Origin of the sequence: Motilibacter deserti, from assembly GCF_011250635.1 — a bacterium.
In the GTDB taxonomy this organism is placed as follows: Bacteria; Actinomycetota; Actinomycetes; order Motilibacterales; family Motilibacteraceae; genus Motilibacter_A; species Motilibacter_A deserti.
The window spans coordinates 142121-154768 of record NZ_JAANNP010000003.1 but is presented as its reverse complement, the minus strand read 5'-3'; the positions used below and the strand labels follow the sequence as shown (position 1 = coordinate 154768).

Here is a 12648-nt window from a genome sequence, read left to right as displayed (position 1 = left end):
CCGTCGACGCGCTGAAGTCAGGGCAGGGCGGCAACCAGCTCGCGCAGCGGCAGCCGCCGGCCGGTGAAGAACGGCACCTCCTCGCGCACGTGGCGACGGGCGGTCGAGCCGCGCAGCACGCGCATCAGGTCGACGATGCGGTGCAGCTCGTCGGCCTCGAAGGCCAGCATCCACTCGTAGTCGCCGAGCGCGAAGGACGCGACGGTGTTCGCCCGCACGTCGGGGAAGTCGCGCGCCATCTGCCCGTGCTCGGACAGCATCGCCCGCCGCTCCTCGTCGGGCAGGAGGTACCACTCGTAGGACCGGACGAACGGGTAGACGCAGACGTACTGCCGCGCCTCCTCCTCAGCGAGGAAGGCCGGGATGTGGCTCTTGTTGAACTCGGCCGGCCGGTGCAGCGCCATCTGCGACCACACCGGGGCCAGCCCGCGGCCCAGCCGGGTCCGGCGGAACCGCGCGTAGGCCTCCTGCAGCACGTCGCTGGTCGGCGCGTGCGCCCAGATCATCATGTCCGCGTCGGCGCGCAGGCCGGCGAGGTCGTACGTCCCCCGCACCACCAGGTCGGACTTCTCCCCCAGCTCGGCGAGGATCTCGGCCGCCTCCGCTGCGAGGGCCGCGCGGTGCGCGTCGTCGCCGAGGCTGCCGTCGACCTTGAAGACCGACCACATCGTGTAGCGGACGACCTTGTTGAGGTCGCGGGCCTTCGGCTTGGCGGCGGGGGCGTCGACGGGGGCAGCAGCATCGGTCATGCCGCTCATTGTCCCCCTCCCGCTCGTGCGGCGGCATCCGAGAGGTGGGCACGCACCTGCTCGGCCGCCCGCCGACCGCTCGCGATGACCGCCGGGACGCCGACCCCGTCGTACGCGGCTCCGGCGACCGCCAGGCCGGGGGCGCCCGCGACGGCGGCCCGGACGCGCGCGACCCGGTCCAGGTGGCCCACGGCGTACTGCGGGAGCGCACCGCCCCAGCGGGTCACCCGCGCGTCCAGCGGCTCGGCGTCGACACCGATCAGCTCGCGCAGTTCGGCCCGGACCGCGGCCACAAGGTCGTCGTCGTCGCGCTGCAGCGCGGCCTCCTCGCGGTGGCGCCCGACGCTGGCGCGGGCGAGCAGCAGCCCGGGGGCGGCGTCGGCGTACCACCCCCACTTGCGCGACGAGAGCGTCACGGCCTTGACCAGCCGGCCTTCGACGGGCGGAACCAGCAGCCCGCTCCCCTGCGGCGCGCGTGCCGCGGCGGGAAGCGGCCAGGCGAGCGTGACGAGCCCGACGCTCGCGTACTCGATCGTCGCCAGCTCGGCGGCGGCCGCGGGCACCTCGCCGGCCAGCAGGCGGGCGGCCGGAGCGGCCGGCACCGCGAGCACGACCGCGTCCGCCTCGACGGCGACCGGGTGGCGGGCGTCCCCGGTCACGAGCCGCCACCCGCCCGGCGTGCGGTGCAGCTCGCGCACGGGCGCGCCGAGCCGGACCTCGGCGCCCAGCCGGGCCACCGCGTCCGCCACGGCGAGCGGAAGCCGGCCCACCCCGCCCACGGGTGCCTCGAACACCGGGCCGCTGCCCCCTGGCGCCGAGCCGCGGGCCCGGCGGGCCGCCGCGAGCAGCGAGCGCTCGGAGCGGACGGCGGCGGCGAGCTGCGGGACGGTGGCCTGCAGCGACAGCTCGGCGGCGTGCCCGGCGTAGACCCCGCCCAGCAGCGGCTCCACCACCCGGTCGGCCACTGCCGCGCCGAGGCGCTGCGCGACGTGGCGTCCGACGGCGACGTCGTCCTGCGGCGGCTCGCCCGGCATCGACTCGTCCTGCGCGGCGCGCTCGAGCTCCGCGTCGGTGAGCAGGCCGGTGCCCGCGAGGGACGCCACCGACGTGGGCACGCCCATCACGGAGCCGGCCGGTAGCCCGCGGAGCCCGCCGCGGCTCCAGACGCCGGCCGCGGTCGTCGCCGCCGGCCGCAGGTCGTCCCCGAGCCCGACCGCGCGAGCCAGCTCGAGCGCCTCCGGCCGCCGCACGAGCAGGGACTCGGCGCCGGCGTCGACCGGCACCCCGGCCACCTCCGACACGAGCAGCGGGCCGCCGACGCGCGGCGCGCCCTCGAGGATCGTGACCCGGGGTGCGCCCGGCCCGGACAGCAGGTCCCAGGCGGCCGCGAGGCCCGCCATGCCGGCACCCACGACCACCACGTGCATGGCAGCAGTCTCCCAAGCCGCAACCGAACCGAGACCCGGGGGCGCAACCGAGGACGTGCTCGCCGCGTCGGAGGAAGGAGCGCCGCAGCAGCGGCCCGGGCTGGAGGGGAAGCCGATGGACGACCGAGCGGGAGTACGCGGGACGGCGCTGGCCGTGCTGGTGCTGGGGGTGGTGGGGCTGGCCGGCTGCACGGCCAACGACGACGACAGCGACTCGGCGGCGGCCAACGTGGCCGCGCCGGCTCCGGCCGCGGCCCCCGGCGCCGAGCGGGGCGCCCCGCCGCAGAGCGCCGCGGACGCCGCGGCCGGAGGGTCGGCCGGGGTCGCCGCCCCTGCGCAGCCGGCCGTCCTGACCGCGCGCGCCCTCATCGTGTCGGTCACGCGGACGGTCCGCGTCGACGACGTGTCGGACGCCGCGCGCCGGGCCGCGGACCTCGCCACGCAGCGCGGCGGGCGACTGGACGGGGAGGACGGCAGCGGCGACCCCGACGACCCCGAGCACGCCCGGGCCGTCGTCACGCTGCGCGTGCCGCCCGAGCAGGCCGAGCAGGTCGTCCGCGCCGTTGAGGGCTACGGCGACGTGCTCGCCCGCGGGCGGTCGGTCTCCGACGTCACCCAGCAGGTCGCCGACGTGGACGCCCGACTGGCGAACGCCCGGGAGAGCGTCGAGCGCGTCCGCGGGTTCTACCGCCGGGCGGCCTCGGTCCGTGACGTCGTGTCGCTCGAGCGCGAGCTCGCGACCCGGACCGCCGAGCTCGAGGCGCTCGAGGCACGGCAGACCGCACTGCGCGACAGCACGACGTACTCCACCGTGACGGTCACCTTCGTCGGCCGAGCGGTCTCCGAGGGCGACGGCGACGAGGGGTTCGGGGCCGGCCTCTCCGGCGGGTGGAAGGCGCTGACCGCGAGCGTCGCCGTGCTGCTGACGGTGCTCGGCGCCGTGCTGCCGTTCCTCCCCGTGCTCGCCCTGCTGGGGCTGGCCGCGTGGTACGCGCGGAGGGTGGCGAGCCGTGCCGCCGAGCGCCGCGGGCGGGCGGCTACCGTGCCGGAGTGACCTCGGCGGAACGGCGCGGCGTCGGCCCGGACCGCAGCGGCGCCGGGCCGGCGACGGTGCTCGAGCGGGCCCGCGGGATCAGTGGCGAGCTCGTCCTGCAGGAGCGCGACGGCACTCTGGAGATCGTCGCCGACGGGACGTTCCTCATGGACACCCTGGACGGCCGGTCCGAGCGGCTCCTCGTCGACGCAACCCTCGATGCGGTCGCAGGGCAGGGCAAGCGCGTCCTCATCGGCGGCCTCGGGGTGGGCTTCAGCCTGCTGCAGGCGCTCGGGCGCCCGGACGTCGCCGCCGTCGAGGTGGTCGAGCTCGAGCCGGCCGTCGTCGCCTGGCATGAGGGCCCGCTGCGCCGGGTCACCGGCGGCGCGCTCGAGGACCCGCGCGTCCGCGTCGTGGTCGCCGACCTCGCCGACCGGCTCCGCGAGCTCGCGGGCGCCGGCCCGGAGGCAAGCCTCGTGGACGCGCTGTGCCTGGACACCGACAACGGGCCGGACTGGCTCGTCCGGCCCGCCAACGGCGTGCTCTGGTCGGCCGACGGGCTCGCGCTCGCCCACGGGCTGGTCGCGCCGTACGGCGCGGTCGGGGTGTGGAGCGCGGCGCCCTCACCCGAGTTCGAGCGGCGGCTGCGCGCCGCCTTCGGCAGCGTGCAGGCCCACGAGGTGCCCGTCGTCAGGGGCGCACCCGACGTCGTCTGGGTCGTCCGCCCGTGACGCCCGGTGCCGCCCGGTGCCGCCCGAGGGTCAGGGCTGCTGGTCGCGCTGCCGCTCGCGCACGGACACGTCCACCACGTGCTGGCCGGCCGCGTCGACCTCGATGGGCAGGTGCTCGCCGGAGTCGCTGACGGCGTAGTACTCCTTCGGGTCGTAGCTGTCGCCCGCGTCCGTGCCCCGCTCGCGCAGCGAGGCGGTCCCCGCCGCGCTGTTGAACCCTGCCGTGCCGGTCCGCGTCCCGTCCGGGCCGGTGCCGATCGTCACCTCGCCGCCGTGCGCGCCCGAGAGGTCTCCCGACTTCATCGGCAGCTGCGGGCCGCGCGCGACGTCCTCCCGCGTCACCTCGTAGTAGCGCAGCAGCTCGTCACGCTGCTCGGGCGTGATGCCGCCACCGCTCGCGGTGACGCTCGGGGCGTCCTTGACCTTGTCCGCGGGCCAGGCCACGACGAGGCCGGTCTTCCCCTCCTTCACCCCGGCGAGCGGGACGAACGCCTGCCGGGAGGAGAGCGCTCCCCTGTTCACCGTGACAAAGGCCGGGACGCCGCTGTCGTCGTCGAGATAGACCTCCGCGACCCGGCCGATGAGGGTCTTGTCGCTCCCGTGGACCTCGACGCCCATGAGGCGCTGGATCAGCTCGCTGTCGACCATCTGGCTCACCTCGCGTTCTCGCCGGCGGCGTTGCCCGCCGCGTACCGCTCGCCCTCTGCCCGCCGCGCCGACTGCTCGGCGCTCAACTGCTCCCCGCTCAGCTCGATGTCCACCGCCTGCTGGATCTCCTCGCGCGGGGACAGCCCACCGGTCTGGGCCGGCGTGGGCGCTCCCGGGCTCGGCAGATGGCCTTCGTACGCCGGCTGCCCGCCGTCGGTCGGCCGCGGCTCGGCGTCGGCGCCCTCCAGGCCGGGCTCGTCGCCGCTGATCCGGCTGCTCTGGCCGCCGACCGTCGTCGCGGCGTGCGGCGAGGCCTCGCCGTGCAGCGCCGGGTCGACGGTGCTGTCCTGCTCCGAGGCTCCCGAAGTCACAGCGCGCCCCCGGGTGCCTGGGCCGAGTGCGTCGGCTGCGTGCCCGGCGCGGGCTGACCGGAGGTGTAGTCCTCGGCGTTCGGCTGCCCCACCGCGAGGATCGCGGTCCGGTCGTAGGGCAGGTCGTAGTGGTCGTAGAGGTCCGCCTCGTTCTGCCGGAACAGGTGCCCCGCGTCGGGGTCGAAGTACGGGGCCGATGCGATCGTCGCCGCGGAGAACGGCACGTGGACCTCGCCGTCGCGCACGACGGCGGGGAAGACCGGCACGAAGCGGGCTCCCTCCTCGAGGTCGATCACGACCCACTCCGGCCGCCGTGTCTCGTCGTCGGCATAGACCAGCCGTACGGCACCGACGACCCCGCCGTCCTCGTCTCGCACCGTCACGCCGGGGACGATCTCGTCCGGCCCGCTCATCCGTTCCTCCTCGCGTCGGCCGCGCCCGACGGCGCGCCTTCGCAGGAACCGCTACCCATCCCGGCCGGACGGAACCACACGCCGGCACGGGCCGAGCCCGGCCCGGCCGGCCGCTTCGATGCCCGCCGGGTCCGGCGCTGCTACCGCGCCGTCTCGGTGTGGACCAGCTCGACGAGCCGGGCGAGGACGTCCGGGTCCGACGCCGGGAGCACGCCGTGCCCGAGGTTGAAGATGTGCCCGGGCAGCTCGCGCGCCTCCCCCAGGACGCGGCGCGCCTCGCGCTCGACCACCGGCCACGGCGCGAGCACGACGGCCGAGTCGAGGTTGCCCTGCAGCGGGCGCTCCGCGCCGACGCGGCGAGCGGCCTCGTCGAGCGGCACCCGGAAGTCGACGCCCATGACGTCGGCCCCCGCCCCGGCCATGTCGGCGAGCAGCTCACCCGTCCCGACGCCGAAGTGGATCCGCGGCACCTGGCCCTCGAGCCGGGCGAGCACCTGCGCCGACCAGGGGGCCACGTGCTCGGCGTACATCCGCCGCGGAAGCACACCGGCCCAGGAGTCGAAGAGCTGCACGGCTCGCGCGCCCGCGTCGACCTGCACCTGCAAGAACGCGGCGCTGATGCCGGCCAGCCGCTCCATCAGGGCCGCCCACACCGCCGGCTCGCCGAGCATGAGGGCCTTGGTGCGGGCGTGGTCCTTGGACGGCCCGCCCTCCACGAGGTAGCTGGCCAGGGTGAACGGCGCCCCGGCGAAGCCGATGAGGGGCGTGGCCCCGAGCTGGCCGACCAGCCCCCGCACGGCCTCGGTGACGTATGCGACGTCGTCCGGCTCCAGCGGGCGCAGCCGCTCGACGTCGGCGGCCGTGCGGATCGGCTCGGCGATCACCGGCCCGACCCCTTGCACGATGTCGAGGTCCAGCCCGATCGCCTTCAGCGGGACGACGATGTCGCTGTAGAAGATCGCGGCGTCGACCCCGTAGCGACGCACCGGCTGCATGGTGATCTCGACGACGAGGTCGGGACGCGCGCAGCTCTCGAGCATCGGCACACCCTCGCGGACGCGGCGGTACTCCGGCAGCGAGCGTCCCGCCTGCCGCATGAACCAGACCGGCGTCCACGACCCGCGCTCGCCGCGGCAGGCCGCGAGGAACGGTGACGGGTCGCCGGGCCGGTCGCGCCAGCCCGCGGCCGGGCGGGACGCCCCGACCGGGACGGAGGAGCCGGGCCTCGGCCCCGCGGCGGGCGTCGGCGGGAGGGAGGCGGGGACGTCGGCGACAGGGCTGCTCACCGGCTCAATGCTCCCAGAGCGCAGCGGGTGCCGCGAACCGTCCGCGCGCCAGCGCCGGTGCACCGACGCCAGCGGCGGGAAGCCGCGACACGCCGGGCGCGACACGCCCGGCCCGCGGCGCTGACGGCGTTCTGTCGGTGGCTCGTGCGACGGTGAGGGCGTTCGGCGAAGCAACCGTGCCACCCGACGACATCCCTGTGCGGGCGGCCCGGCCGGAGGAGGCCTCATGACCACTGTCTCACTGAGCACCGTGACGATGCGTCCCCTTCACCTGCTCGACTGCGCCGAGTGCGGGGGCCCGCGCGCCTTCGAGGCGCCGCCCTGCGGAGAGGGCCACACCGACTGTCCCGACCTGGCCTGCACCGACTGCGGCAGTGCGGTCGTGGTCGGCCTCACCGACCCCGCGCCCGACCCCGCGCCGTCGGCCGCGCGCTTCCGGGCGCGCACCGCCGTGCCCCTGCCCACCGACGAGACGGCTGCCCGATGGTCGACGCTCCCCCGTACCGCCTGAGGACCGCTCCCCGGGCGGCGGGAAGCATGGCAGGCTCGCAGGTCCCGCCCCAGCCGCCGGCCGCCGAGGGCACGCTCTCGCCGGAGCAGGCCGCCTGGCTGCGGCTGCGAGGCGGGCTGCGCGACGTCCGGGTCCGGCCCGAGGTGGAGCTGGAGGAGACGGCCGGGCCGCAGCGGCTCGCCCCCTTCAGTGCGGCACTGACCGCCGACGTGCTCGTCGACGGCGAGGAGGCGGCGACAGGCCGCCTGGTCCTGCTGCACGACCCGGCCGGGCACGAGGCTTGGCAGGGCACGACGCGCCTCGTCGCGTACGTGCGGGCCGAGCTCGAGCTCGAGATGGCCGCGGACCCGCTGCTTCCGCGGGTGGGCTGGGCGTGGCTCGAAGAGGCGCTCGAGGCGAACGGGGCGCGGGCGGCCAACCTCAGCGGAACGGTCACCCGGGTGACGTCCGAGGGCTTCGGGGCGATGGCGGAGCGGGCGACCGCACAGCTGGAGCTCAGGGCCTCGTGGACCCCGGCCGACATCGACCTCGGCCACACCCTCAGGACGGGCCCGGACAGCAGTTCTCCCGACCACCCTCTGCACGCGCACGTCTCCGCGTTCGCGCAGCTGTGCGCGAGCTCCGCCGGGCTGCCGCCGCTGCCGCCGGGGGTCGCACTGCTTGGGAGCCGTCGCTAGAAGCCGTCCGTTTAGTGACGGTTCGTCCACTCCGTGACGCGGCGCAGCGCCGCCGAAAGCTTCAGCCCGGCCTCCGGCTCGCCGATGAGGGAGTCAGGAGCTAGGCAGGTTCGATCACGGAGGATCACCATGACGACACTCGTCGACCGCGCGACCGGGGCATTGCCCACCGGTCGCCCGGCCCGTTTCACGGCGCTCGTCGTCGTAGGCAACCCGTTCGCCCGTGAGTCGGTCGCGCGCACCCTGCGCGCCCTGGGCGCGCGTGACGTCCTCGAGGCCGCCAGCGCAGCGGAGGCCCGCGCCCGCTCGCGCAGCAGCGCGAGCCGTGACCTGGCCGTCGTCGCCACCGCCCTGCCCGACGGCGTGGGCCTCGGCCTGCTGTCCGAGCTGCGCTCGGCCGGCTGGCAGCACGGGGTCGTCCTCGCCGGCAACCCCGACCCGTACGCGGTGCGCGCCGCCCTGACGGCCGGTGCCCGTGGCTTCGTCGTGTCCGGCGACCCGGTCCCCGCGCTGCCCGCGCAGCCGCTGACGGGCGGGCCGCTGCGCCCGGTCGACGCGCGTCCCGCGTCCCGCGGCGCGGTCGCCCAGCTGTCGACCCGCGAGCTCGAGGTCCTCTCCCTCGTGGCCGACGGCCAGTCCAACAAGGACGTCGGTGAGGCGCTCGGCCTGTCCGCGCTGACGGTCAAGAGCCACCTGGCCCGCATCGCCCGCAAGCTCGGCACGGGCGACCGGGCGGAGATGGTCATGGTCGCGCTGCGTGCCGGAGCGATCGACTGACCGTGCCGGTGGCGCTGCGCCTGCCCGCCGGCCGCGCCCCTCGCGGGTGCGCCAGCGGGCGTCCGCGTGCCCGGCACCGGACGGCAGTCGGGGGCGGCGCCGGCGGCGCGCCGGAGCGCCGTCGCACGACACAGGGCTGCGTAGTCGTACGGTTCGGTCCATGACTTCACGCGCCGAGGCGGGACCGAGCAGCGAGGAGGACGCCGCCCCGTTCCTCGAGCCGCGCGACGGCGTCCCCGCCCCGCTCGAGGCCGCCGGCGAGCTCGAGGAGGCGGTCGCGGCGTTCGCCGCGGGCAGCGGCCCCGTCGCCATCGACGCCGAGCGCGCGTCCGGCTACCGCTACTCGGCCCGGGCCTACCTCGTCCAGCTGCGCCGCGCCGGCGCCGGGACGGCCTTGATCGACCCCATCGCACTGTCCGACCTCAGCGGCCTGGGGGCCGCGCTGGCCGACACCGAATGGGTGCTGCACGCGGCCAGCCAGGACCTTCCCTGCCTCGCCGAGATCGGCATGCGCCCGACCCTGTTGTTCGACACCGAGCTGGCCGGCCGCCTGCTCGGCATGCCGCGCGTCGGGCTGGGCGCGATGGTGCTGGATGTCCTCGGCTACGCGCTCGAGAAGGGGCACGCGGCCGCCGACTGGTCGACCCGCCCGCTGCCCGAGCCTTGGCTGCGCTACGCCGCTCTCGACGTCGAGGTCCTGGTGGAGCTGCGCGACGTCCTCGAGGAGCGGCTGCGCGCGGCGGGCAAGCTCGAGTGGGCACGCGAGGAGTTCGCCGCGCTCGCCGCCGCGCCTCCCCCCGCCCCGCGGACCGACCCCTGGCGCCGGACCTCGGGGCTGCACCGCATCCGCAAGCGCCGCCAGCTCGCCGTCGTGCGCGAGCTCTGGCAGGCCCGCGACGGCGTCGCCCGCGACCGCGACGTCGCTCCCGGCCGCGTGCTGCCGGACGCCGCGATCGTGGAGGCCGCCCTCGCCTCCCCGCGCAGCGTGCCCGACCTGCTCGCGCTGCCGGTGTTCGGCGGGCGCTCGACCCGGCGCCGCGCGGGCCTGTGGGTGGACGCGATCCGCCGCGGCCTCGACGCTGCCGAGTCGACGCTCCCCGAGGTGTCGCCCCCGCACGACAGCCCTCCCCCGGCCCGTTCCTGGCCGGACCGCGACCCGGCGGCGGCGGCCCGGCTCGCGGCCGCGCGGGCGGCCGTCGGCGCGCTCGCCGACGAGCACGAGCTCCCGGTCGAGAACCTCCTGACTCCGGACACCGTCCGCCGGCTGGCCTGGGCGCCGCCGGAGTCGGTCGACGTGGCGACGGTCGCGGGCTTCCTGCGCCGCCACGGCGCCCGCGAGTGGCAGGTGCGGCTGACGGCCTCGCCGTTGACCGGCGCGCTCGACCGTGCGGGGCGGGAGCCGGCGGGCGCGGCCGAGCAGCGGGGCGACTGACGGGCAGGCGCCCCGCGACCGGGACCCCGGCGTGAGGTCAGTCCGCGGGACGGAGCGCGCCCGGCTTGTGGACCGCCTCCCCGCCGCTCTTCTCGGACTTGACGAGGTACTGCGGGTCGTCCTCACTGGCCCGCACGGTCCGGCCTGCCGCGTGCGTGTCGGAGGTGATCTTCTCCTCGACCTTCCCCACGGCCTTCCCGCCGTGCGAGCTCCATTCGACCTTGTCGCCCTTGTGCAGCGCCTCACCCATGGCGGCCTCCTTCGTCGGTGCCGGTGGCCTACCCCCGTCGCGGCGAGCGATTCACAGCTGGGGCAAACCGCTCACCGCGGGCGATTCCCTCATCGGCGCCCGAAGGGCCCGGGACGAACGGGCTGCGCCGGGCGAGTGGAGATCGCGCGCACCCCGCGGATCCGTCGTCTCGGCACCGACCATGGAGGCAGCGGCGGGAGGAGGGATCCCGACAGATGAGCACCGTGTACCGGGCCTGGGGCAGGAGCAACGGGATCGGCGCGGCTGCCCGGCGGCCCGGCGGGCGCCGCCCGGCGGAGGAGGCCGCGGTGGCCGGCGACGCGGAGGGCGGCGACGCCGAGGGCGGCGACGAGCGCGTCTCGCTGACGACGCTCCTGCTAGGGCTCGACGCCGTCCCGGCCAGGCGGCCCGTGGCCGCGCACGTCATCTCGCTGACCGACGACCCCAACGTCTCGGCGGCGGGCCTGGCCGGCGTGCTCGGCGCGGACGCCCCCTTGACGGCCCGGCTGATGCGGCTGGCCAACTCGGCGTACTACGGGCTGTCCGGCCGGGTCCGGACCGTCCCCTTCGCGGTCACGGCCGTCGGCTTCTCCACCGTCCGCAGCCTCGCCGTCGTGGCCGCCGCCGGCCTGGACGACGTCGACGCGCTGCCGCCCGGCTTCTGGCAGCGCTCCACGGCCACTGCGGTGACCGCCGGCGAGCTGGCTCGGCGATTCGGGCTCCCCGCCCCCGACACCTTCTGCCTCGGGCTGCTGGCGCTGGTCGGGCAGGCGCTGCTCAACCAGCACGACCCCGAGTACGCCCGGCTCCTGACCGCCGCCTCGGGGCGCGCGGGGCTGCTCGAGGCCGAGCGCGCTCGCTACGGCATGGGGCACACGCAGGTCTCGTCGGCCGCGCTCGCCGCCTGGTCGTTCCCGGTGGAGATGCCGCAGGTCCTGCGAGCGGTCGACGAGCCCCCGACGGGCGTGGTCGCGCCGGCCGCCGTCTGCGTGCGGCTGTCGCTGGAGATCGGAGAGCGGCTCACGAACCCCGAGCACGAGCCCGTGCCGCTGGAGCGGCTGTCCCGGGGCCGGATCGACGACGAGGACATGGCGCCCTTGCTACCGCGGCTCGCCCAGGCCGCGGCGGACCTTGAGGAAGCCGTCACGGCCTGACACCGGGTCAGAAGTAGTCGAGGAGGGCGGGCGGCGGCCCGGCGAACGCCGCCGCCAGGAACGCGTCCTCGTCCCGGCCCCCGCCGTCGAGCAGCCCCGCCCGGCGCAGGACGGCTGGCGACGCCGCCGCGGCATAGAGCACCGCCAGGCCGCGCACATCGAGGCGTACGCCCTCCCGGCCTCCCGGCACCAGCCGCGCCTCACCGCCGGCGACCTCGAGCGTCCAGCTGCCCGCGTTCCACCCGCACAGCTCGTCGTGCAGCTCCACCCCGACCGAGCCGCGCAAGTGGACGGGCCAGCCGCGGGCCGCGACGGCCGCCGGCGCGTCGAGGACCCGCAGCATCCAGCCGACGCTCGACTCGACGCGGGACCCAGCCAGCGGGACGAGCAGCGGCACCGGGTCCGGGTCGGGCAGCCGGATCGCGATCGTCGGGGCGACGCTCGCCCAGCTGCCCAGCATCGCGAGCAGGGCCGCCGTCGCGCCACCGGTCGCACCGAGCAGGTCGTAGACCGTCACGCGGGCGTCCTCGTCGTAGCCCTTGCCCCGGTCCCACGAGCAGTAGCCGACCAGCCGGCCGTCGTCGTCGACCGCCACCGTCAGCCCGTCGAAGGCCGTGACCAGGTCCTCGTCCGAGGTCGCGAACAGCGGGCCGGTCCGGGCCAGGTAGCCGTTGCCGGCCGCGGCCACCGCGGCGTACAGCCGGCGGATCGACGGCACGTCGGACGCGGCCGCCGCACGGAGCGCGACGCCCGGGGGCCGGCGCAGCCCGGCGAGCGCGGCCGTGGGCAGGGCGGTCCACGTGAGCGCCCCGCAGTGCTCGTAGCCCAGCCGTCGATAGAGCTGCGGCGCGGTCCGGAAGAGCGTGCTGACCGCCGCCCCGCGCTCACGCGCCGCCTCGAGCACCGTCGCGAGCAGCCGGCGTGCGTGCCCCTCCCCGCGTGCCTCGGGGGCCACGGCCACGCCGGCGATCCCGCTCGCCGCGACCAACCGGCCGCCGAACCAGTGATCCTGCTCCCGGTCGGTCGCCTTCGCCAGCAGCGCCCCGTCGGCCGAGACCACGCCCCAGCGCCGCAGGCCCGCCGTCGGGAGCCCCTCGGGGCCGGGCGGCGGCTGGTCCCCGCCGAACGCGAGCTGGCTCAGCCGCCAGGCGGCGGTGTGGTCGGCCGTCCCCAAGCGGCGGACGCTCGC

The 12648-nt window shown here is 76.7% G+C and carries 15 protein-coding genes (1 of these 15 running past the window's edge); 7 read left to right on the top strand and 8 right to left on the bottom strand.

The window, feature by feature from the left end; all coding sequences use genetic code 11:
- Nucleotides 1–17 precede the first annotated feature (17 nt).
- Both hemQ and hemG read right to left on the bottom strand, forming a co-directional pair.
- Complete coding sequence (gene hemQ / locus G9H71_RS08910) at nucleotides 18–758, bottom strand: hydrogen peroxide-dependent heme synthase (RefSeq protein ID WP_407939688.1); 741 nt, start codon at nucleotides 756–758, stop codon at nucleotides 18–20.
- On the bottom strand, nucleotides 755–2176 hold the full coding sequence (gene hemG, locus G9H71_RS08905; protein WP_196791871.1) for a protoporphyrinogen oxidase: 1422 nt from the start codon (nucleotides 2174–2176) through the stop codon (nucleotides 755–757). The genes hemQ and hemG overlap by 4 nt, the downstream gene beginning before the upstream one ends.
- A 115-nt stretch (nucleotides 2177–2291) precedes the next feature.
- On the opposite strand from hemG, the gene G9H71_RS08900 reads away from it, so the two are divergent.
- The gene (locus G9H71_RS08900) at nucleotides 2292–3230 is read left to right on the top strand and encodes a DUF4349 domain-containing protein (RefSeq protein ID WP_166280886.1); all 939 of its coding nucleotides are present in this window, start codon (nucleotides 2292–2294) and stop codon (nucleotides 3228–3230) included.
- Nucleotides 3227–3940: a spermidine synthase family protein gene (locus G9H71_RS08895; RefSeq protein WP_231134459.1), complete on the top strand. Its 714-nt coding sequence runs from the start codon at nucleotides 3227–3229 to the stop codon at nucleotides 3938–3940. Before G9H71_RS08900 ends, G9H71_RS08895 begins: the two co-directional genes overlap by 4 nt.
- A gap of 30 nt (nucleotides 3941–3970) precedes the next feature.
- On the opposite strand, the gene G9H71_RS08890 is transcribed toward G9H71_RS08895, so the two are convergent.
- From G9H71_RS08890 to hemE, 4 genes are all read right to left on the bottom strand, one after another.
- Nucleotides 3971–4588, bottom strand: a complete 618-nt coding sequence (locus tag G9H71_RS08890; RefSeq protein WP_166280884.1) for a PRC-barrel domain-containing protein — start codon at nucleotides 4586–4588, stop codon at nucleotides 3971–3973.
- A gap of 5 nt (nucleotides 4589–4593) precedes the next feature.
- The gene (locus G9H71_RS08885) at nucleotides 4594–4959 is read right to left on the bottom strand and encodes a hypothetical protein (protein WP_166280882.1); all 366 of its coding nucleotides are present in this window, start codon (nucleotides 4957–4959) and stop codon (nucleotides 4594–4596) included.
- Nucleotides 4956–5372, bottom strand: a complete 417-nt coding sequence (locus G9H71_RS08880) for a hypothetical protein (RefSeq protein ID WP_166280880.1) — start codon at nucleotides 5370–5372, stop codon at nucleotides 4956–4958. Before G9H71_RS08880 ends, G9H71_RS08885 begins: the two co-directional genes overlap by 4 nt.
- Nucleotides 5373–5512: 140 nt before the next feature.
- Entirely contained in the window at nucleotides 5513–6658 is a 1146-nt protein-coding gene (gene hemE / locus G9H71_RS08875; RefSeq protein ID WP_331272856.1) for a uroporphyrinogen decarboxylase, read from the bottom strand.
- A 226-nt stretch (nucleotides 6659–6884) separates the two neighbouring features.
- Here hemE and G9H71_RS08870 point away from each other — a divergent pair, with 226 nt between their 5' ends.
- From G9H71_RS08870 to G9H71_RS08855, 4 genes are all read left to right on the top strand, one after another.
- Nucleotides 6885–7169: a hypothetical protein gene (locus G9H71_RS08870; protein WP_166280647.1), complete on the top strand. Its 285-nt coding sequence runs from the start codon at nucleotides 6885–6887 to the stop codon at nucleotides 7167–7169.
- Nucleotides 7170–7195: 26 nt separating this feature from the next.
- Nucleotides 7196–7846 (top strand): DUF3000 domain-containing protein, encoded by a 651-nt coding sequence (locus G9H71_RS08865; RefSeq protein WP_166280876.1) that lies wholly within the window; start codon nucleotides 7196–7198, stop codon nucleotides 7844–7846.
- Between the two features lie 129 nt (nucleotides 7847–7975).
- Complete coding sequence (locus G9H71_RS08860) at nucleotides 7976–8623, top strand: response regulator transcription factor (protein WP_166280874.1); 648 nt, start codon at nucleotides 7976–7978, stop codon at nucleotides 8621–8623.
- A 160-nt stretch (nucleotides 8624–8783) separates the two neighbouring features.
- Entirely contained in the window at nucleotides 8784–10055 is a 1272-nt protein-coding gene (locus tag G9H71_RS08855; RefSeq protein ID WP_166280873.1) for an HRDC domain-containing protein, read from the top strand.
- Between the two features lie 37 nt (nucleotides 10056–10092).
- Here G9H71_RS08855 and G9H71_RS08850 read toward each other — a convergent pair whose 3' ends face one another.
- Nucleotides 10093–10305, bottom strand: a complete 213-nt coding sequence (locus tag G9H71_RS08850) for a hypervirulence associated TUDOR domain-containing protein (RefSeq protein ID WP_166280871.1) — start codon at nucleotides 10303–10305, stop codon at nucleotides 10093–10095.
- A 215-nt stretch (nucleotides 10306–10520) separates the two neighbouring features.
- Between G9H71_RS08850 and G9H71_RS08845 the strand changes: the two genes are divergently transcribed.
- Nucleotides 10521–11459 (top strand): HDOD domain-containing protein, encoded by a 939-nt coding sequence (locus tag G9H71_RS08845; RefSeq protein ID WP_166280869.1) that lies wholly within the window; start codon nucleotides 10521–10523, stop codon nucleotides 11457–11459.
- A gap of 7 nt (nucleotides 11460–11466) precedes the next feature.
- On the opposite strand, the gene G9H71_RS08840 is transcribed toward G9H71_RS08845, so the two are convergent.
- Nucleotides 11467–12648: the 3' portion of a GNAT family N-acetyltransferase gene (locus tag G9H71_RS08840; RefSeq protein WP_231134458.1), read on the bottom strand. 186 nt of this gene lie beyond the right edge of the window; only the last 1182 of its 1368 coding nucleotides appear in the window; its start codon lies beyond the right edge, outside the window — the gene reads right to left on this strand; it ends in the stop codon at nucleotides 11467–11469.

What these genes read in the sequence shown, in the direction of transcription:
- G9H71_RS08870 (WP_166280647.1), top strand. Translation starts at nt 6,885, where the DNA reads ATGACCACTGTCTCACTGAGCACCGTGACGATGCGTCCCCTTCACCTG.
- G9H71_RS08850 (WP_166280871.1), bottom strand. Translation starts at nt 10,305, where the DNA reads ATGGGTGAGGCGCTGCACAAGGGCGACAAGGTCGAATGGAGCTCGCAC.
- G9H71_RS08890 (WP_166280884.1), bottom strand. Translation starts at nt 4,588, where the DNA reads ATGGTCGACAGCGAGCTGATCCAGCGCCTCATGGGCGTCGAGGTCCAC.
- G9H71_RS08845 (WP_166280869.1), top strand. Translation starts at nt 10,521, where the DNA reads ATGAGCACCGTGTACCGGGCCTGGGGCAGGAGCAACGGGATCGGCGCG.
- G9H71_RS08860 (WP_166280874.1), top strand. Translation starts at nt 7,976, where the DNA reads ATGACGACACTCGTCGACCGCGCGACCGGGGCATTGCCCACCGGTCGC.
- G9H71_RS08880 (WP_166280880.1), bottom strand. Translation starts at nt 5,372, where the DNA reads ATGAGCGGGCCGGACGAGATCGTCCCCGGCGTGACGGTGCGAGACGAG.
- G9H71_RS08865 (WP_166280876.1), top strand. Translation starts at nt 7,196, where the DNA reads ATGGCAGGCTCGCAGGTCCCGCCCCAGCCGCCGGCCGCCGAGGGCACG.
- hemG (WP_196791871.1), bottom strand. Translation starts at nt 2,176, where the DNA reads ATGCACGTGGTGGTCGTGGGTGCCGGCATGGCGGGCCTCGCGGCCGCC.
- G9H71_RS08900 (WP_166280886.1), top strand. Translation starts at nt 2,292, where the DNA reads ATGGACGACCGAGCGGGAGTACGCGGGACGGCGCTGGCCGTGCTGGTG.
- G9H71_RS08855 (WP_166280873.1), top strand. Translation starts at nt 8,784, where the DNA reads ATGACTTCACGCGCCGAGGCGGGACCGAGCAGCGAGGAGGACGCCGCC.
- hemQ (WP_407939688.1), bottom strand. Translation starts at nt 758, where the DNA reads ATGAGCGGCATGACCGATGCTGCTGCCCCCGTCGACGCCCCCGCCGCC.